The organism is Mycobacterium sp. GA-0227b, from assembly GCF_001499855.1.
Lineage (GTDB): Bacteria > Actinomycetota > Actinomycetes > Mycobacteriales > Mycobacteriaceae > Mycobacterium.
In genome coordinates this window covers 197,158-217,269 of record NZ_LQIK01000032.1, presented here as the reverse complement: position 1 = coordinate 217,269, position 20,112 = coordinate 197,158, and the positions used below count along the sequence as shown (strand labels likewise).

Below are 20,112 nucleotides of genomic sequence, written 5' to 3'. Positions count from 1 at the left end.
ATTCAAATACAGTGACACAGACATCGGCGCGGCCGCCGTGGGACGGATTCGGCGAGGCTCCTGTCAGCTCGCTGCTTCCGTGAGCCGACGCCTGCGCAGATCCGCCACACATCGGGCGGACTGCCGTTTTCGATTCGGCTGAGTTATTTTTCCGCGCTAGGCGCAGGGTTGGCCGTCATCGCCAACCGGTCACACTCTTCGAGTGGGGTCGAGCTTGCCGAGACCCGTGATCTCGAGACTCACGGACTTTCGTTGTCCTGCGGCGCCGAGCATGAACGCGATGTCGCCCACTGGGGCGCCCAGCCAGAATCGCCAGAACGGCCGTTCAAAGAATCGCCACACGTAACGGCCGTCACCGATGAGCCAATGCATTGCTATCCACAGGAGGTAATACATCGGGCGCTTCCATGGAGAAACAATCATCTCGAGATTCATTTCCATTATCTCGAGCCCCCACGCCCGATAACGCCATTCCAACTCGTACCGGCTCTGGAATTCGTGAAATGCGCGCATTTCTCCGCTGGTGACCAGGTATTCGTCAAAAACCAGGATGGATCCCTCGACGAAGTGATCTTTGCAGGTTTCTAAGGCGTGCAGGCAACTCTCGTAGGTATCCAAATCCATGTGAAAAAGCCGGATTGGCGCGCCTGGGTGCTCGGCCAAGAAAGGAGCCAATGTTTCATAGGTGCTGCCCTTGATGAACTGCACGTTGCGGCCGAGGGTAGATGGCGTGCCGTCGTCTTGCAGCTTCACGCCGGTCAATCGCAGCGCACCCTGCGCCAATGGTTCTGAGAGCGAAAAAGTTCCACGTTTGACGACTTGATTCTCGAGTTGCCAGTCTTCGACCAAACCAGAAAAGGTGTCGAAGCCATAGACCTTGCGGCGGCAAGCTTCGGACGTCAGCCTTGTCGACCAGCCGATCCATACGCCGAGATCGAGAACCAGTTCGTCAGACTGTCCGGGACGTGTCGGCACCAACTGCGATGCTTCCCACAACAGCGTGTGGCCCCGAATTTTGCGCTGGCGAATATCCGACAGCGTGTTGCGGATGAAGCCCCGATAAGCGTCGTCGTAGACCTTGGTGTCACCGGTGTACAAGTTCGGGATGAATCGGTCGCGATCTCGATAGGCCAAGCGAGCGCAGAAGAGCACCACCAGAAGGCAGCCGATCGCGATCAAGAAAATAGGAAAGAAGAAGTAGCAAGCAACGGCCACCAGAAGCCCGATGCCGACGAGGATCACCCTCCACGTGCGATGAAGGTTCGTGCGATCGACGGGCCGCTTATCGGCTGCCGTCACCGGTCCACCTCCAAGTTCTCGGTCAGTCTGCGTCGGATGCGTATCGCGCTTGCGCTCATTGGCCTTGAATCGCTGATTTGATGGCTCGCTCAATCCCGCTCTCCCCGTAACTCCTCGGTCAACCTAGGAGCCAGACGCTTCCGGAGGCGACGACGATGGCTCATCGGCTTTGCCAAGATACCAACCGTCCACGCGTCTAGTTGGAATGGCGGTCGATCCCCGCTTACTTGGAACCCTCTCCAACAGGCTGATAAGCATCTGCCGGGGCGGCGCTCCTTCGTTTGAAACGAGATTTCAGAGACAACGCAGGTTTCTCGACCAGAAACCAACTCAGCACGGCAAGCGGCAACGTGGCGATGGCCGCAATGATCGCAAACACGAAGGGATTCAAATTGCCCAGCCCGCCGATGACCAATAGCTGCTGGACAGGAAATGCGTAGATGTATACGCCGTATGAGAGATCCGTGCGCAACCGCAACCGCTTGTTGTGAAGGAGGGCACCGGAGACGATGATCGCGTAAGCCAACGGAATAGCGCCGATCACACGGTAATTCGGCATCAGACTCGCCGCGAGCACGAGGGCCGCGCACAGCGCGACGAGCGACCATCGAGCAGGAATCACGTCCCGAAGTTGGTACAGCAGGGCGCCGGCCAAGAACATGGCGGCGAAGCGCGCAGCGATGGCGCCCACTACCAGCATGGCAGTCTTGGGATCGATCTGTTGCTGCGAGTCTTGAGGTTCTTCGAGCAAGGACATTGCCCAAGCCGGCGCCAGCGCTGACGCCAACAGCGCAACAGCCATCGCCGCTGGAATGACCCAGCGGCGAGTGAGAAGCCCGAGTACGCCGAGGGCTGCGATCCCGATGTAGCAGAAGAGCTCCCACTGGAGGGTCCAAAGGGAGCCGTTCCACCCGTTCGGCCACGGGACTCCCGACGGCGTGGCGCCAACCTTGGGCTGGAGTATTGCCACTGCACTGTTCTTCAGTACGAATTCGAACGGCGCGGAGGAGACCAGCAGCCGTAAACTCGCGCCGCCCTGCATCGCCACACCGATCGGGGCGACGATGAACGCCGTGAAGATCAGGCAGACCCACAAGCCCGGCAGGAGGCGAAGACTTCGAGCGGCGAAGTAGCTGCGCAGACGCGGGTTGTTGAACCAACTCGCCGTGATGAGGAATCCCGAGATTGCGAAAAACCCGTCGACCCATGCGTCCCTCAGCAACTGGTGAAGCGGCTCGTACGAGATTGTCCGGCCGGTGAGCGGGTAGGTGTGCCACAGGATCACCCCCAACGCCAACGTCAGCCGCCAGGCATTGAGTGCGTTGTTCCGCGGATCGAACACTTGCCCGAGTTTCATGCGCCCCCGTCCGGAGCCGGCTTGACCGGCGGTCAACGCTTTCGTCGACGCCAGCAACTCTAGGGTTCGCTCTGGATAATAGGATCGAATTCGGCGGCACACGGAAAGCGCGCCGACCCGCTGCTTGTCGCAGAAGAACCGGAGGCTTCGGAGCTTGTCAACGTCCGTACTTATTACCGGCGGCGCTGGGTTTATTGGGTCTGCACTTGCGCGTCGTCTCGTCACAGCCGGTTACGACGTGGCGGTGATGGACGTGCTGCACCCGCAGGTGCACAGCGGAGGCGCCCAGATCGACCTACCGCCGTCGGTGAGGCTGTTCACCGGCGATGTCACCCACGGCCCGGACTGTGATGCCGTGCTTCGGTTGTTTCGTCCGTCGCAGATCGTGCACTTGGCGGCCGAGACGGGAACGGCCCAATCACTGGCAGAGGCAACACGACACGGGTCGGTCAACGTCGTGGGCACCACCCAGCTGCTTGACGCCTTGAGCCGTTCGGCACTCGTACCCGATCAATTCGTTCTGGCTTCGTCGAGGGCCGTCTACGGGGAAGGCGCTTGGCAAAGCGGTGAAGAGATGTTCTATCCGCCGCCGCGCAGCCATGCTCAACTGCTGGCGGGCAAGTGGGATCCGGAGGGGCCAGCCGGTGCATCGGCGGTGCCGGTGCCAAGTTGCGCAGGCCGAACAGAGGCCCGACCTACCAACATTTATGCGGCGACCAAGCTCGCGCAGGAACACATCTTGGCGGCGTGGACGGCCGCGCACGACACCGAACTCAGTGTGCTGCGTCTGCAGAATGTCTATGGGCCGGGCCAGTCGCTGACGAATTCGTACACCGGAATCGTCGCTCTCTTCGCGCGGTTGGCCCGCGAGAAAAGTCCGATCGAAATCTATGAGGACGGTCGCATTGTGCGCGATTTCGTCTTCATCGATGATGTGGTCGATGCCTTGTTTGCAGCGGTGCAAAGACCGGGAACGCGTTGCGTGGACATCGGGTCCGGCATCCCGACCACCATCCACGAGCTGGGACGCCAGATCGCCGCGATGTGCGACGCCCCTGAGCCGACCGTCGTAGGGAAATTTCGTGACGGTGACGTCCGGGCCGCAAGTTGCACCACCGAGTCGGCGGAGAACCAGCTCGACTGGCGACCGAAATGGGTGCTCGCGGACGGCCTTCCTGCGTTGCTCGAATGGATCGACAAACCGGGCGCTACGATCCGAGAAACTCCTGAAGATACGCGGGCGGCCTCAAGTTGAGCAGGCGATCACGATCTGCGGCGAGGTCGGCATAATCGAGTGACTTGATCTCCGCCTCTGAGTAGGACAGTCGCGACTCCGGGGTTCCCTTTCGCACGACTCCGACACCGCGATCGCAATCAAGCACTATGACTCGCAAATCATCGCGGGCACTGCGCAGATGGACGATCGCCTTCCAGACATCGCCGCTCCACGGGAGATAAAAGACGCGCCCGACGAGCCTTCGCCAGCGGTTCTGCTCCAAAAAGTCGGCGTACGACGTGGCCGGACAACCAATAAAAGCGCGAGCGGGATTGCAATCGTGTACGAAAATGACTCCATCGTCGCGCAGGAACTGCAGCGTGTTCTCAATGTCCAGCAAGGCCTGCGGATAAGTGTGCAGACCATCGATGAGGGCGACGTCGACCTTGCGTTCCTCGAGTAGAGCCGTCTCGTTCGCGAAGAAGTCGTTGCTGGCCGTCTCGAAGTAGTGAGTAGCGCGCGCCTTGGCGTCCGAAAGCTCGCGGGAGCGCGCCGACATCTTGAACACGGGATCGACAGCGATCTTTTCGTCAGTGGTAATGCACCGGAACGCCATCCCCTGGTTGACACCGATCTCTAGGTAGACGCGACTCGCTCGCTGGTCAAGCGCAAGCTGCACAGCCTCGATTCGGTTCACGCGACGCCCCCACACGTCGAGAAGAGACTGTTCAACGCACACCCTTACGGAGTGCGAACTCCTCCACGAGATCGGCGGTGACCGCTACGCTTTCGGCTGGCTTGGTCATCCGCATCGCAATTTCACGCGCGCGGGCAGCATACCGAGGGGCGAGGATAGTGCGGAGGTCCGCAACCAATGATTGTGGAGTAACTCTTGACAAGTGCCGAGCGACGCCGACTTCCGATCTTTTGATGGCGGATCCCCATACAGTCTGGTCGATGTCCGTCGAAAGGATCAACGCGGGGACCCCGGCACGAAGACCCGCCGCGGTGGTTCCCGGGGCGCCGTGGTGCACGACCGCCCGGCAGGCCGGAAAGACGTCCGCGTAATTCACGGTAGCCACAACTTTGACTCGCTCGTAATGGGGTACGCCGCTGAAGTCGCTCGAGCCGGCGCATACCAACGCCCGCTCATCCAAATGCTCACAAGCCGCGTTGATCATGGCGAGTGTCTCGGCGGGAGATGCGACTGGAATGCTGCCGAACCCGAAGAAAATGGGCGGTGTTCCCGCGGCAATCCACGCCAAGGCCTCCTCGTCGGCATCTGTAGGCAACTCCATCGTCAGTGTGCCGACGAACGGGCGTTGTTTTCGCCAGGTCGCCCATTCGGTTTTCAACCCGGGAAAGAAAAAATCATCGTAGGCCTGAATTTCAAGGGAACCACGCTCAGCGATTCGCCGCCCGCCAGCACGTACTGCCTCCGGTAAGCCGAGTGCGCGGCGTTGCTCGTCCTCGAGGATCTTCGCGCCGCGCCATGACAGCCACCAAAACAACGCTACTGCGCTGCGGCTCAACGGTGCTGGCAAAGAATGCAGGAGCTGGGCGCTGGGCCTGACCGGAAACCAATGCTGCGTGGCCAAGGGAATGTTGTAATACTCAGCAACATTGGCAGCGATGTCCTCGATGTTCAGTCCGGTAAAGAGCAGATCGGCACCATTGGCAAGTGCCACAAGCGTCGCGCTCATCTCTTGCCAGCACTCGGCAATAGGGTCCCAAACCTCCCCTCGCAACCTATTCAGTTCCCGGATCTTCCAGAAGCTACAGAAGAGACACGTCCAATAGGCACGGTGCGCGTGGGCTATCGGCTGCACGTTCGGCCCATAGCCGACAGCCGTAAGTCCGGCGTCCGCGACAAAGTCAACCATGTCGGGCGAGACGGCCATCCGGACATTGTGGCCCCTGGCCAACAGTTCACGACCGACCGCGGCAAAGGGCTCGACATCGCCACGACTTCCCCAGCTCGCCAGGACAAACTTCATAGCGGAACTCGATCGTGAATCACCGAAACGGTCCCCCTACCGATCAGCCAGCACTTCCAGAGTTGGCGTAATTTTCCACAAGATCAGCAGCAACCGCAGTGCTTTCGGCGGGTTTCGTTATCTGCGGGGCGACCTCACGGGCGCGGGCGCGATATTCGGGCGCGAGGATGGCGCGCAGGTCGTCGATGAGTGTTTCTAGGTTTGTCGAGGAAAAGCGACGGGCGGTGCCTACCTTCAGTCGTTTGATTGCGCCTCCTCTGAGCGACTGATCCGGCCACGTCCACAGGATCAACGTGGGAACCCCGGCGCGCAGACTTACAGCCGTCGTCCCCGCGCCACCGTGGTGCACAACCGCGCGGCAGACAGGAAAGATCGCCTCGAAATCCACCCCTTCGACAACCTTGACATGGTCGAAATGGGGGATGTCGCTGAAGTCGCTCCACGCCGAGCACACCAGTGCCCGCTCGCCCAACTGCGTGCAGGCCTCGCTGATCATGGTGAGCGTGTCGGCGGGGGACGCGACCGGGATGCTGCCGAAGCCGAACAGGATCGGCGGTGTTCCCGCCGCGATCCACGACGCGACCTCGTCGTCCGCCCCCGTCGGCGACTCCATGGTCAATGCGCCGACAAAGGGCCGGTGCCCGTCGAATTCTGACCATTCGGCTGCCAGACCGGGAAAGCAGATTTCATCGTAGGCCTGGATTTCCAACGAGCCACGTTCGGCGATTCGTCGCCACGAGGGAGCCGTGGCCCTCGGTAGGCCGAGTTCACGGCGCTGCGCGTCGTCGAGCTTCTTCGTCATGCGCCAATGTAGCCACCAGAATGCCGACATCGCAGACCGGCCAACCCACGCCGGTAGGAAGGGAAGGAGGTAACCGTGGGCGCGCATCGGAAACGTGTGCAGCGTGGCCAGTGGAATGCCGTAGTACTCGGCGATATTCGCCGCGCCTTCCTGAAAACTTATGCCGCTGAGTAGTAGGTCGGCACCTTCGGTCAACGACACCAGCGTGGTACTCATCTCCTCGCCGGACCGAATGCCGCGGTCCCAGACCTCGCGCCACAATTTGGTGACCTCTCGGACCTTCCAGAAGTTGCGGAAGAGGGATGTCCAGAAATCGCGGTGCGAGTCGATCTCCGCCTGCGTATTGAGCCCATACCCGACCGCCGCAAGCCCTGCGGCCTCGACGCCCGCGACCATATCGGGCGCAACGGCCATCTGCACCTCGTGGCCTCTGCGCTGCAGCTCACGTCCGAGGACGATGCCGGGCTCGATATCGCCACGAGTTCCGTAGCACGCCAGCACAAATCTCATCGCAGCTTTCGGTCCTCATCCTCGGGTGCGCATAGGCGATTTAGGGTAGACGGTCTTCACCAGCTCACCGGTTGCTGTTCTCAGCTGTCGTTTGTCGCCTTGGTCAGACAGCACATCCAGTATGTGTCTCGTCCGCTCTCGATGTTCCGGTAGATCGCCGATCCGTATGCCGGAACCCCGTCGCGGACGAAGCGACGTAAGAACCGCGGTGCCACATTCTCCATCGATCCCTGCATGTGGTCCGAATTGAGTGTCATTCCCCGCAGCACCTCCGCGTCGATGTCGCGCCATGACACCACCCGCAAACCGGGGACGCTATTGAGGGCCGCCTTCGCTGCAGCCGCCCAGTCGACGTGGTGCACATCGGTATACAGGAACTCCCCACCGGGGCGGAGCACCCGGGCAACCTCGGCGAGAAATCGGTCGAAGTGTGGGTAGCAGTGTGCAGACTCCACGTTGACCACCGCGTCGAAGGACTCGGCGTCGAAAGGCAAGTCTTCGGCGTCGCCGTGCACGAATTCTAATCCGGGCACTTGATGGCGGCGGCGACAGAAGTCGACACCCGCGGCGTTGAGGTCAAGGCCGACATAGGAAGCCGGGGCAAGAGCGCGTGTCAGATACGACGCGCCGCCACCGTGGCCGCAGCCAACCTCCAGCACCCGCTTGCCGACAAGCCCGCCAGCCTGGGTGGCGGTGGCGTGATACAGCTGGATGGGGTAGCGCTCGGGTTCGTCATCGTCATCCAGCGGGACGCCCATCGGCGGATCTTCTTCGTAGCCGTAATTGAGAAAAACAACGTCGTCATCGACGTGGCGGGTCAGGTAGGGGTACATCCGTTTCTGCGCACCGCGGATGGCGGCCACGGCGCCGCGCTCGAACACACCGTTGCGCATGGCGCCTGTGAACTTGGAGGTCATCCAGCGATGCTACTTGCCGCGAACGCCGGGAACGGCAAACAGGCGAATTGCGGTTCGGCGACGAAGACCTGGTACGGAGATCAGCCGAGGTTCCTCCGGCAAGCGAAATCTTCGACGAAGTTGACGACGGCCGACACGCTTTCTGCGGGTTTTGTCATGCGACCGGCAACTTCGCCCGCCTGGGCGAGGTATCCGGAAGCGAGGATAGCGCGCCGTTCCTCCACGAACCGTTTCGCGGTTGTAGGTCGAGAAGCGCCGGCCAGTACCCACTTTCAACCGCTTGACCCGGACGGCCCTGGAGCGACTCATCGAGATCGGTCGAGAGGATCGCTGAAGTCGGCCCTAGCTGAGCAGTCCAGAGCTCGCTCACCCAACTGCGGGCAGGCGCCGCCCCGATCATCGCCAGCGTGTCGGCAGCAGATTCGACCGGAATGCTGCCCAGATGCAACAATCCGTCTGCTCGAGAACTTGTCCCTCTACCCAAGTTGGTGACCTTGCGCCAGGCAGACAGCATTAGCCCGACCGAGGAGACGCAGGGTCGGCGCCCGCCACAGAAGGAATTTCGCCGAGACATTGAGGGGCTGCGTGCCGTCGCGGTCTTGGCCGTCGTCCTATTTCACGCTGAGGTGCCTGGTGTCAGCGGCGGATACGTCGGCGTGGACGTGTTCTTTGTTATCTCGGGATTCCTCATCACCGGGCTGCTCTGGCGCGATGTAAGCACCGCCGGCACTGTCCGGCTGCGCCGGTTCTATGGGGCGCGTGCCCGCAGACTGCTGCCGGCCGCCGCCACCGTAGGCGTCGTTACGGCGATCGGCTCGGCCCTCCTGTTACCCCCCTTGCAGGCGCGGACGGTCATCGGCGACGGCATCGCCAGCGCGTTGTACGTGAGTAACTACCGGTTCGCCTTTCAGGGCAACGACTACTTCTTCAGTGAGACACCGCCGTCGCCATTCCTGCACTACTGGTCCTTGGGCGTCGAGGAGCAGTTCTATCTGGTGTGGCCGTTCTTGATTATCGGTACGGCTTGGCTGATCCGGCGTGTGCGTCGGTCCAGGCGGGCCGATGCCCCGTCCTCGCAACGTCCGTATCTGGTAGTCCTCGCGTTGGTCGGAGCGTCGTCATTTGCGCTGTCACTGGCAATCACTTACTGGGTCCCTCTCGTGGCGTTCTTTTCGCTGCCCACCCGGGCCTGGGAGTTGGCCGCAGGCGGGCTGGTGGCCCTCACGGCCGGCCAGTGGCGCCGACTACCGGCACTACCGGCCGCGATCGTTGGATGGGGAGGGCTAACGCTGATCTTGCTGGCCTGCACCCTGTTTGACACAAACACGCTCTTCCCGGGTACAGCCGCGCTGCTGCCGGTGGTGGGCACGGCGCTGGTAATCGGCGCTGGCTGTGCCTCAGCTTCTCAGGGGTCTGGACGCGTCTTGTCTTTGTCGCCAATGCGGGCGATCGGCCGGGTATCGTACTCGTGGTACCTATGGCACTGGCCGGTGTTGCTGCTCGCACCGCCATTGCTCGGCCACCCGCTGGGGCTGCCCGGGAGGTTGGCGGCGGCCCTCGTCTCCCTCGTGTTGGCCGTGCTCACACTGCATCTCATCGAGAATCCACTGCGATTCGCCGCTCCCATACGCCGGTCTCCCATGCGCAGTCTCGCCCTTGGTGGTGTCGCCACCGCGGCAGCCGTCTGTGTGGGAGTGGTGTTACTGGTGTTGGTGCCCCTACCAGTCGGCCGGGGCACGCCCGCTGCGACGCTGGCAGTCACTGCAGCACCTCTTCCCATGGGCCGCAGCGTGAATGCGTACGACGCGGCGGTGCAGGACGCCTTCGCGCAAGTGCAGGCCGCGGTCGCGGCGTCTGCCGACACGAAAGCCGTACCGTCGAACCTCGACCCAACGCTTGCCGAGGCAGAAACCCAAAAACCGGCCATGTTCCTCAACAGCTGTATGCGCCAGTTTTACCAAGTCGAACAACCACCGTGTGCGACTGGAGACACCGCTTCGGCGACGACGGTGGCCCTGGTCGGCGACTCGAATGCCGCAATGTGGAGTCTGGCGTTTCAGCGGGTCGCCACCCAGCGGCACTGGCGGCTGGAGACTTTGGCTAAGGCGGGCTGCCCGCCGATTGACTTGCCCGTCACCAACCCCTTACTCCACCGGGAGTACACCGAGTGCCAACAGTGGCGCGGCGAGATGATGAACCGAATACACGCTGGGCACCCGCGGCTGGTCGTGGTGAGCTTGTGGCGGCAATACGGCGACGCCTACGGTTACCCGTCGGGTATCACGTCATACGACCCCGCCTGGATTGAGAGCTTGACCCGCCTGGTACGGCAGCTGCGCGGCACCGGCGCGGAGGTGCTGGTGCTTGGACCGATCCCGGACCCAAACTCAGTGGTGCCATGCCTATCCGAACACCTCGATGACGCGACGGCGTGCTCTCCGCAGAGGTCGACGGCGGTGAACGGACCCGGCATCGCGAGTGAGTCCGCTGCGACCAAAGCCGGCGGCGGAGAGTACGCCGACCTCACCCCGCTGTTCTGCACCGATGACCGGTGCCCGGTCATCGTGGGCAACACGCTGGTGTACCTCGACGGAAATCACGTGACATTCGAGTACTCCGAGCTGTTGGCGCCGGTAATGGGAGCGCTGGCCGACCGCGCGTTAGCCCGCGGTTGAATTCTGGTCGAGAGTGCCAATTCAGCCGACGAGCCGGTTCGTGGGAGCGTACTTCGCTACGACATTTCGCTGCTTTATCACCGCGGACGTGCCAAGTCTGCCCAGGACCGTTGTGGCGGCCGCGACGACCAACGATGGCCCCAAATGGTATTTGACCTCTTCTATACGAGACATTAGGTGTTCAACACGCGGCAATCCTTCGCAAACGATCGTCTGATCCCATGGCCATCAAACGGGTTACGCCCGCACTGTCGGCGCTTGGTCCGCGGACGCCGGAGGCCGCGCTTTCACCTGAGAACTGCAGGCGACGTGACAGGCTAGGATTTCGGCGATGAAATTTGTGCTCGCAAGTTATGGAACTCGTGGCGACGTCGAGCCGTGCGTCGTTGTCGGCCGTGAGCTGCTGCGCAGGGGACATGAAGTGCGGATGGCCGTCTCGCCTGATCTGGTTGACTTCGCCGAGTCCGCTGGGCTTGCGGCGGTCCCGTACGGCCCGGATCCGCGGCAGTGGCAGGACTTGCACCGCGACTTCTTGACGCGTTTGCTGCGCAAGTTCTGGAGGGTCCAAGATCTGATCAGGTTAGGGCGCGAAGACTGGGGCATGCTCGGTCAGATTTGGGAGGAGACCAACTCAACCCTGATGTCCCTGGCGGACGGGGCCGACCTGCTGTTCACCGGCGTGATCGGCGAGGGGCCCGCAGCCAATGTCGCGGAGTATTACGACATCCCGCTGGCAACCCTGCACACCTTCCCACTCCGGGCCAATGGACAGCTGGTGCCGTTCTTGCCGTCGCCGCTGGTCCGCTCCGCGATGACGGCGGAGGGATGGCTTTCATGGCGCCTGAACAAGAGATTCGAGGACACGCAGCGCCACCGCTTGGGCCTATCCAAGGCAACAGGCGCGTCATCGAAACGGATCACCGAACGTGGATCGCTAGAAATTCAGGGCTACGACGAGGTCTGCTTTCCCGGCCTGGCGGCCGAATGGGCGAAATGGGATGGGCAGCGTCCTTTCGTTGGTGCGCTGACGATGGAGATGCCGACGGATGCCGATGAGGAGGTCGCCTCGTGGATTGCCGCGGGAAAGCCGCCGATCTACTTTGGCTTTGGGAGCATCCCGGTCGAATCTGCTGCCGAGACGCTCGGAATGATCAGTGCGGCCTGCGCGGAGCTTGGGGAGCGGGCGTTGATTTGCTCAGCCTGGAGTGACTTCAGCCCCGTTGACGATTCCAATGACCTCAAGGTGGTGGACGCAGTGAATTTCGCGGACATCTTTCCGGCCTGCCGCGCGGTAGTCCACCACGGTGGCGCGGCCACCACGGCCATTGGCCTATGCGCCGGAGTCCCCACGCTGATCCTGTGGACGTTGCCCGATCAGTCGGCCAGGGCAGCTGCCGTCAATCGGCTGAAGGTGGGCACTGCCCGACGATTCTCGGCCACCACCCAAAAATCACTGGTCGCAGACCTTCGCCGAATCCTGGCGCCGCAATATGTCGCCAGGGCGCGTGAGATCGCGACCCGAATGACCAAGCCCGCCGAGAGCGCCGCGGCCGCCACTGACCTCCTGGAAAACCACGCCCGCGTGGGCCGTGTCGGCTGATCGACCAACGCAGGTGTCGTCCGTCACGTAATTCCCCAGGGGTTGCGCCACGTTATTCCTCAGGCGTTCAAGCCTCGGTGTTGGTGTTACCGGCCCGCGCAGGTGGTGTCTCGATAGTGGTTGCGGCTGCGTCGTTTTCGGGTCGGCAGTTGGGGCCTGTCCGTGAGGATTTGGGTGCTGGTGTTGACGAACCGGTGAAGCAGTGATTCGGCACGACCGGGTTCGGGTGATCCGGGTATCGGTCTTTGGGAGCGCGGTTACTGGTCAAGATCACGGGTTTGCCGGCGCGTCCGACAGGAGGCCCATAGTAGAGATCATCGGGCTGGGCGGTGGTGTGTTCACGCGTTGCAAAGTCATCGATGGTCAATACCAGCGGCCGGATGTATTCACGCACGCGTCGACTGAATGTGCGGTCGGCGTGGCCATCGGCTTGGTCGGCGAGCAGCATGTTGGCTGATCGGCAAACCAGCCCGCATCGGCTCCGCTCTGCGTAGCAGGCCGGTAGAAATCGAGGTCAGCTGCGGATCAGGTAACCGTTGGGCGCAAATGTCCAGCCGAATTTGTTCTCCCGCTCAACGTCATGCTCGTAATCATGTGGGAACTCATCCTCATATGCCTCGATGGCTTCATACGGGCCCGGTCCACATCCAGGAAGGACTGGGTGCCCATTGATCATGGAGTCTTCCACGATGAGGTAATCGCCAGCGGAGAGCAAAGGCCGCAATAGTTTCATCTCGTCCAAAACGTGATTCATTGCGTGGTCGCTATCCAGAATGGCGAAGATCTTGCCCGGAAACTCGCTTTTGAGGCGTTGGATATGCTCAGCAATAGCCGGCACCGTGGACCGCGATTCTACGAACAAAATATCGGAATCGGACCGCACTGCTGGCTCAAGCGATCCATGGTAGATGTCCACGGAAAGTACCTTGAATGGTTGGCCGATCCGCCTCATGATGCTCGCGAAGAATAAGGCCGAGCCGCCGTAACGCGTACCGAACTCGATTACCAAGGAGGGCTTGAGCTCAAACAGAATCTCCTGGTAATTCCACATATCGCTGACGGACTTCCAACACGGGATTCCCATCCAAGTGGTCTGCTTCCAGACCAAAGTGTTGTAGTACCACTTGTGATATTCTTCGCACTCTGAGCCTGCCGGCTGATAAAAGTAATGAGACCCTATAAGACTCTTCGTTGTTTTCAATAAACCCGCTGGCGTCGGCCAGGACTCAAATGCGGCCGCGGCAACTCGTAGTGCCGGGTTCCTGTCCACATAGCTGGCTCCGTCCGCCGCCTCTTCTCGGCTCAGTTCCAGGTGTGTGCGCTTTGGATTCCGTTGAGCATGTTTTTGTCGCCGCCATCGCATCGCAGCAATATAGCAGCCGATGGTGCCGGCACGTGCTGCGCATGTACCTGCCAGGGCTTACCGCCATGATGGTTTGGCGTAGGAGCCGCGTCACGTGAGAACACATGCACGAACGCACAACGTCTCGTGATCCGCATCGAGCCTTGTTTCGTTCCCCTGGGGCGGTGTGGCAGCGCGTTCATATCATGGCCGCGTGATGACGCCGGAATCGACGTTGTTGCAAGCCTTCACATGCCGGGCCTGTTATCGTGTGGCTTCTCGGGCCCGGTGGATTGCGCATCGGTGAACACAGCCAGCTGCTTTAGCGTCCACAGGTCGGTGATTTCACGCCGGTTTCCGAGATCATCCGCAACGCGTCGACATTGCTCGTCGGCTTGACGAGCCGGACAGCGACCAAGTCACGAAACGACCTTGTCACCACGCGCTGGCAGCAAAGCCACGCACTCCGTAGGCATGGCGTACCCACCAGCTCAGATGCTCCCCATGCCGGTGCCCACCAGAGTGATCCCACCTGCTGTAAACAGAGCTATCAGAATCTTTCGACGGTGAGCCAGCGACCAGTCGTGGAGCCGTTGCACCATCGTTTGAGTTTTCGCTGGCGCCAGCAAATAGCAGACTAGGGTGATCTCGGCGACCGCGAGCAGCCCGATGACGAACACGATAGCGGCGCTCACCTTTGTGCCGATCGCAGCTCCCGATGCCACGATGATGGCAATCAGGAATACAAGCACATCGGGTTCTGGCCCCCCAAAAAAGAAGCCGACGACAAATGCAATCCACAAGGATCCGTTTTCCCACGCATTGTGAGCGCGGCGCAGTAGCCGTCGGATTACCGATTCGCGGTCTATAGGCGCAGTCTGCACACGGCTCAACAGCCGCGAGATTGGGAGGGTTGTATTCGACCCCGCCGCCGCGGTCGACGTGTTGCTGCTCGCCGCCGGTAGGCGCGCTTGCCGGCGTCTCCGCGTCAATGAGCGTGCTGCAAGCAGCGCGGCAATGAATAGCGCGAGCACACCGATACCGACTTGAATATGCGGGACGATGGAGCTCGTGGCTAGATCGTCCGCAAAGGATTTAACTGGTGTGGCGTGCAGCAGCGCTATCGCCAACGCCGCCGCCCAAACGCACCCCGTCAGGCAACCAACCCAGAATGCGAAAAGGTTTTGCACAGGCCGCGGCCGGGAGATCACGAGGAGGATGAGCCCAAGCCGCACCGGATTGAGCGCCGCCCCAAGCGTCATGACCAGCACCGGGCCCCACATGGCCGGAACATTACATGGACGGCTCGGCCAGCTCTTTTGAAGACCCCAGATCTTGATTCGGGTAGCAAAGTATTTCAGCGCGGGGTGAGGTACTTCAGGAGCGGTGTGAGGATTGCGCCGGGGTCGGGCTACGGTCCCGGGCGGTTGTACCGGAGACGAAGGCCTCCCCTGCTGATCGGGCCGAACGCGCGCAGAAATTGAGAAGCTAGGATCTCTGCGGTGAAGTTCGTGCTGGGCAGCTACGGGAGTCGTGGCGATGTCGAGCCTTGCGTTGCCGTCGGCCGGGAGTTGCAGCGCCGCGGGCACGACGTGCGCATGGTGGTCCCGCCGGAGCTAATTCGCTTCACCGAGTCGACGGGGCTTGCGGCAGTCGGCTGCGGGCCCGACTTGCAGGCCATCCTAGACGCGCATCGCGACTTCTGGTCGTCGTTGTTCCGCCGGCCCTGGAAGGTCCGAGCGTTGATCAGGTCGCGGCGGCGGGTTGGGAAACCCATCATTGAGTGCTGGGAAGAGATGAGCACGACTTTGATGTCATTGGCCGACGGGGCCGACTTGATTTTCACTGGCCTGAATTTCGAGGACGCCGCCGCCAATGTCGCTGAGTTTCACCGTATTCCGTTGGCGACGCTACATTATTTTCCATTGCGGGCGAACGGCCAACTCCTACCGTTCCTACCGGCGCCGCTGGGACGCGCCGCGATGAGGCTATTCTGGCGGCTGAATTGGCTCGGGACGAAGAAGGTCGAGAACGAGCAGCGCCGACGACTCGGCCTACCAAAGGTGACGGGTCCCTCGGCACCGCGGATCACACAGCGTGGAGCACTCGAAATCCAAGCCTACGACGAGGCTTGCTTCCCGGACCTACCAGCCGAGTGGGCAAACCTCAGTGGTCAGCGCCCCTTCGTAGGCGCGCTGACTGTAGAGTCGCCGACCGATGCCGACGATGAGGTCGCGTCGTGGATTGCGGCAGGAACTCCGCCGATCTTCTTCGGCTTTGGCAGCATCTCGGTCGAATCTGCTGCGGAGACGCTCGCCATGATCGGTGGGGCCTGCGCGCAACTGGGTGAGCGGGCGCTGATCAGCTCCGGCGGAACGGACTTCAGCGACGCCGTCCATTTCGAGCACGTCAAGGTGGTGGAGACAGTTAATTACGCCGCCGTCTTTCCGACCTGTCGCGCGGTCGTACACCATGGTGGCGCCGGCACGACGGCTGCAGGCCTGCGCGCCGGAGTGCCCACGTTAATCCTCTCGACCGATCTTGATCAGTCGCTGTGGGGAGTCAGAGTCAAACGGTTGAAAGTGGGTACCGCTCGGCGTCTCTCCACCACGAACCAAAAAGTTCTTGTCGACGACCTGCGCATCATCCTCTCAGAACAGTACGTCGTCCGGGCCCGTGAGATCGCATCCCGAATGACCACACCCGCCGAAAGCGCTTCGGCCGCCGCAGATCTCGTAGAACGCCATGCTCAAGCTAAAACGTGCTAGAGACCGGACATACGGACATCCTTCCGGCGAGACCGGCAGTGCCATCAGTCAGGTGTCCACTATCAGAGGTCGCCCCCAACACTCGGGATGTTCGGTATACGCACGCTCCACCTCGTTCGGCGGTTGACCCGTCACGTGTTTCTCCATCCCAAAGGGGGTAGCAAGTGACGGGCCTGGGATCAGCTACTCTCGTCAGGTGAACCGGTTCGATGGCTCGCAAGCCGTCGCGAGCAAGCCATGTGTCGCCGAAGGTTGATCGGTGCGCCGGATACCTCGCACTCGCGTCTCTGATGGCCTCGCACCCAATGGCGATGCACACCCGGACATTCGGCTCGCGCCCATGGACCAGAGCTTGTATGCCCAGCACAAGGCCATCGGCCGGAACTTAGTCCTTCAGGTCGTGTGGGTTTATGAACACGCCATCGACTTCGATGGCGTGAGACGTTTTCACCACAATCTCGGTTGCGGTTTGTTGGGACGGCGCATCGAGCGTTCGCCACTGCCATTCGGCCGGCATCGGTGGGCCTCAGATGGAGCGCCGTCGGACATCGATATCGACCAGCGCGCACGTCCACGCGCTGAACTCAGCGACTGGGCTGATGAACGCGCACAACTGCCAATCGATCCGGAATGGGGGCCGGGCTGGCATCTCGGTGCCGTTGAACTCACGGACGGCTCAACCGCCGTCAGCCTCGTGATGTCCCACTATCTGATCGACGGCATCGGGGGTGTCGTCGCGCTCATCGACGCCATCCTCGGCAACACGCGCGATCTTGGTTACCCACCGCCGGCGTCACGCACTCGACGGCGCGCTGTTCTGCAGGACGCCCGACAGACAGCGCGCGACGCACGCGAGGTCGGCCGGGCGCTTGTTGTGGCGGCAAAAATGGCCCGCCAGGGCTGGCCTAATTCTGCGCAATCAGCGTCGCGACCGGTCGCTTCCCGTGGAGTCGAGGGCGACGACCACGTCCTCGTGCCCGGTATCACGATCACAATCGACCCGGGTGAGTGGGATGCCCGGGCAAAGGCTCTGGGCGGAACGAGCAACACGCTGACCGTCGGGTTGGCTGCGAAACTCGGGGAGCGCATGGGGCGCCGACGTGCCGGCGACGGTGCGGTCACCTTGCAACTTCCGATAAGCGACCGCACCGAGAGTGATACGCGTGCGAACGCGATGTTGTTTGCGCGCGTCAGCATCGATCCGACACGAGTCACGACGGATCTGCGTGGCGCCCGCGACGCCGTCAAGCAGGCGCTCACGGCTCTGCGGGAAAAGCCAGACGAGTCAATGCAGGTCCTCTGGCTGGCCCCATTCGTACCGAAGCGCACGTTGAAACGGATGGCAGACTCGATGGTCGATCCCGACCTTCCGGTGTTCTGTTCAAATTTCGGCGACCTCGGCTCGGTGGTGAATCGCCTCGACGGCACTCCCGCCGAATACGCCACCGCGCGAGTGACCAACCAAGGCGAAACACGAGAGTGGCTTGAGAAAATGGGCGGCGAAATGACAGTGCAGTCTCTGCGCCTCCCCGAGAGCGTTGTCATCAGCGTCAACGCCTACCAACCGGGTGCCGAGAACACAAAGCCCGCTCTGCGTGAGCTGGCTGCGCGCACGCTGATGGAATTCGACCTGACTGGCGAGATCGACTGACCGAACGTTCCGTGCGGCGGCAAAGCGCCCCGCCACCACCGCCGTCGGCTCGGGCGTCGTGGCTTCGACGGGGTTCGAGTCGCTGCCTGCCGAGACCCAGAAGCGGGAATCAGTCAGCCAGCCAGGCATCGTCAAGGTAATGTCCGCACCCATGTGGGGGCCTTTGCTGGTGCTTGCTTTGCTGACGACGGTCAATCCCGTGCGGCTGGGCATCGTACTTTTCGTACTCTTGCGTCCGCGTCCAATTTCGAGCCTTTTCGCATATTGGTTCGGCTGCGTGATCATCGGTCTCGCGACCGTGCTGATCCCGTTGCTGGTACTCCAGGCGGTGCCGACGTCCGCCGCCTTTATGAAGCGATTCGCTGATCCGGTCGCCAACCCGACCGCCCAGCGGATCGCCATCGGCGTCGGCGTGGTGCTGATCTTGGTTGCCGCGCTAGTCGTTCTGCGCTCGGCAGCCCGTCAGCGAGCGGGCGTGCCGAACGGTCGGCACGCCATACCCCCCCGGGCCGGCAGCGCCAAAACGGCGATTCGAGAGCAGGACTCGAACATCCCGCCGGCGCTCTTGCAGCTTGTGGGGTCGGCTCCGGGGACGGCATCCGAAGGTGGGTCTGCGGTTGCGCGGCTGCTCGGCCGCGTTCGTAAAGCGTGGCAGAACGGTTCTCCCTGGCCCGCGTTTGTGATCGGCGTTATCTTCCTCCCCCCACTCGATGGACTTTTCTTGGTCGTCGCTTTGATCGCGACGTCGGGGGCATCGCTTGAGGTGCAGCTCATCGCTGCCGTCGCCTACATTTTCGGGATGCTTGCAGTTGAGGAGATCATCCTGGTGAGCCATCTGGCTACCCCGGCGAAAACCGAAGCGGCACTGCGCCGGTTACACGACTGGACGGTCGCCCACAAACGCGCAATCCTGGTGGCGTTTCTCGCGGTGGTCGGGGTATCGATGGTGGCCAGAGGCATGGGCGGCCTCTGAATCGGCGGTCGGCTGCCGAATTGCAGTACCGCACTGCTCTTTTCGCGGAAGCGGGTGCAAATGATCCCGTGTTAGCCGCGCTGCTTGCGCCCGCCTGGGTTCGCACCGACTCCGGACGTCTGGCGATACTGGGCGAAGGTGTCATCAGACCGGCAGGGCGATTCAAGCGGCATACGGCTCTCGCATACCGGACGTCCGCTTCATTCCTTGACGAAACAGCACATTCGATATGGCACTCGGCCGTTGCGCATCGCATCGACTCCGCGCGCGTCGGCCCAACGGGACGAGGTGCGAGAAAAGGGACGCAACACAGCGGGCATGAGGCTATATATGCGATCGAGTCTCTTTTGTGTATTCAGGTCCATCGCGCGAACAACCTCAGCATTGATAAGCCTGTTCGAGAGCATCTTCATAGGAGCGTTCTCAAGCGCGGCTTCCCAAGCGGCGACCGATCCGGGGGATCTGAAATCGGTGTAGAGAAGGTGCCCTCCGGGGCGCAGTACGCGCGCCACCTCGTCGAGGAAACGGGAGAACTGAGGATAGTGGACCGAGGACTCCACATTGACTACCGCGTCGAAGGATTCGTCGGCAAAAGGAAGGCTTTGGGCATCGCCTTCCATGAAATTCAAATTGTCCACCTTGTGCCGCTTTTGACAATAAGCGATACCCTCTGAATTCAAGTCCAACCCCGTGTAGGAAGCCGGATGCATAGTACGCGCCAAATAAGAGGCTCCCCCGCCGTGGCCGCAACCAACCTCCAGCACGTCTTTCCCGCTTATATCCGCCTGGGCAGCCGTGGCGTGGTACAGCTGGATGTAATATCGATCCGGCTCATCGGAAGCTTCCAACGGCAAAGCCATCGGAGGATCCTCCTCATAGCCCACATTGAGGAAGGCCGAGTCGTTAGGACGAAGCCTTCGGGTGAAGTAGCGGTACATAGAGCGGTGTAGGCGGCTCAGACCCACCTCATCAACTGATTGAATAGCGTGGCGAACGCGATCTTTC

General features: G+C 61.7%; 16 protein-coding genes. 6 read left to right on the top strand and 10 right to left on the bottom strand.

The features are described 5' to 3' along the window. Nucleotides 1-189 precede the first annotated feature (189 nt). Entirely contained in the window at nt 190-1,299 is a 1,110-nt protein-coding gene (locus AU185_RS21820) for a class I SAM-dependent methyltransferase (RefSeq protein WP_059098219.1), read from the bottom strand. 223 nt (nt 1,300-1,522) lie between these two features. Beyond that, the gene (locus AU185_RS21815; RefSeq protein ID WP_059098452.1) at nt 1,523-2,656 is read right to left on the bottom strand and encodes an acyltransferase family protein; all 1,134 of its coding nucleotides are present in this window, start codon (nt 2,654-2,656) and stop codon (nt 1,523-1,525) included. 154 nt (nt 2,657-2,810) lie between these two features. Here AU185_RS21815 and AU185_RS21810 point away from each other — a divergent pair, with 154 nt between their 5' ends. After that, nucleotides 2,811-3,911, top strand: coding sequence for an NAD-dependent epimerase/dehydratase family protein (locus AU185_RS21810; RefSeq protein WP_059098220.1), 1,101 nt, complete (start codon nt 2,811-2,813; stop codon nt 3,909-3,911). Here AU185_RS21810 and AU185_RS21805 read toward each other — a convergent pair. From AU185_RS21805 to AU185_RS21790, 4 genes are all read right to left on the bottom strand, one after another. Beyond that, entirely contained in the window at nt 3,865-4,569 is a 705-nt protein-coding gene (locus tag AU185_RS21805) for a class I SAM-dependent methyltransferase (RefSeq protein ID WP_059098453.1), read from the bottom strand. The genes AU185_RS21810 and AU185_RS21805 overlap by 47 nt on opposite strands. A 31-nt stretch (nt 4,570-4,600) precedes the next feature. Beyond that, nucleotides 4,601-5,869, bottom strand: a complete 1,269-nt coding sequence (locus AU185_RS21800) for a glycosyltransferase (protein ID WP_059098221.1) — start codon at nt 5,867-5,869, stop codon at nt 4,601-4,603. 43 nt (nt 5,870-5,912) lie between these two features. After that, a complete protein-coding gene (locus AU185_RS21795) occupies nt 5,913-7,181 on the bottom strand; it encodes a glycosyltransferase (RefSeq protein ID WP_059098222.1) in 1,269 nt (422 codons plus the stop codon). Nucleotides 7,182-7,261: 80 nt separating this feature from the next. Then, entirely contained in the window at nt 7,262-8,062 is an 801-nt protein-coding gene (locus tag AU185_RS21790) for a phthiotriol/phenolphthiotriol dimycocerosates methyltransferase (RefSeq protein WP_082684028.1), read from the bottom strand. 467 nt (nt 8,063-8,529) lie between these two features. Here AU185_RS21790 and AU185_RS21785 point away from each other — a divergent pair, with 467 nt between their 5' ends. Both AU185_RS21785 and AU185_RS21780 read left to right on the top strand, forming a co-directional pair. Then, nucleotides 8,530-10,773 (top strand): acyltransferase family protein, encoded by a 2,244-nt coding sequence (locus AU185_RS21785; protein WP_082684021.1) that lies wholly within the window; start codon nt 8,530-8,532, stop codon nt 10,771-10,773. Nucleotides 10,774-11,104: 331 nt separating this feature from the next. Continuing rightward, the gene (locus tag AU185_RS21780) at nt 11,105-12,373 is read left to right on the top strand and encodes a glycosyltransferase (protein WP_059098225.1); all 1,269 of its coding nucleotides are present in this window, start codon (nt 11,105-11,107) and stop codon (nt 12,371-12,373) included. A 67-nt stretch (nt 12,374-12,440) separates the two neighbouring features. Here AU185_RS21780 and AU185_RS25245 read toward each other — a convergent pair whose 3' ends face one another. From AU185_RS25245 to AU185_RS21765, 3 genes are all read right to left on the bottom strand, one after another. Then, complete coding sequence (locus tag AU185_RS25245; RefSeq protein ID WP_156425625.1) at nt 12,441-12,821, bottom strand: ATP-binding protein; 381 nt, start codon at nt 12,819-12,821, stop codon at nt 12,441-12,443. 66 nt (nt 12,822-12,887) lie between these two features. Then, entirely contained in the window at nt 12,888-13,574 is a 687-nt protein-coding gene (locus AU185_RS21770) for a rhamnosyl O-methyltransferase (protein WP_059098227.1), read from the bottom strand. Nucleotides 13,575-14,206: 632 nt separating this feature from the next. After that, nucleotides 14,207-14,998 (bottom strand): GAP family protein, encoded by a 792-nt coding sequence (locus tag AU185_RS21765; RefSeq protein ID WP_059098228.1) that lies wholly within the window; start codon nt 14,996-14,998, stop codon nt 14,207-14,209. Between the two features lie 219 nt (nt 14,999-15,217). Here AU185_RS21765 and AU185_RS21760 point away from each other — a divergent pair, with 219 nt between their 5' ends. From AU185_RS21760 to AU185_RS21750, 3 genes are all read left to right on the top strand, one after another. Continuing rightward, nucleotides 15,218-16,483: a glycosyltransferase gene (locus tag AU185_RS21760; RefSeq protein WP_059098229.1), complete on the top strand. Its 1,266-nt coding sequence runs from the start codon at nt 15,218-15,220 to the stop codon at nt 16,481-16,483. 340 nt (nt 16,484-16,823) lie between these two features. After that, nucleotides 16,824-18,134 carry a condensation domain-containing protein gene (locus tag AU185_RS21755; RefSeq protein ID WP_156425624.1) on the top strand — a complete coding sequence of 437 codons (1,311 nt, stop codon included), beginning with the start codon at nt 16,824-16,826 and terminating at the stop codon, nt 18,132-18,134. Between the two features lie 58 nt (nt 18,135-18,192). Further along, nucleotides 18,193-19,107 (top strand): GAP family protein, encoded by a 915-nt coding sequence (locus AU185_RS21750; protein WP_197413424.1) that lies wholly within the window; start codon nt 18,193-18,195, stop codon nt 19,105-19,107. Between the two features lie 200 nt (nt 19,108-19,307). On the opposite strand, the gene AU185_RS21745 is transcribed toward AU185_RS21750, so the two are convergent. Further along, the gene (locus AU185_RS21745) at nt 19,308-20,090 is read right to left on the bottom strand and encodes a phthiotriol/phenolphthiotriol dimycocerosates methyltransferase (RefSeq protein ID WP_502687740.1); all 783 of its coding nucleotides are present in this window, start codon (nt 20,088-20,090) and stop codon (nt 19,308-19,310) included. Nucleotides 20,091-20,112 lie beyond the last annotated feature (22 nt).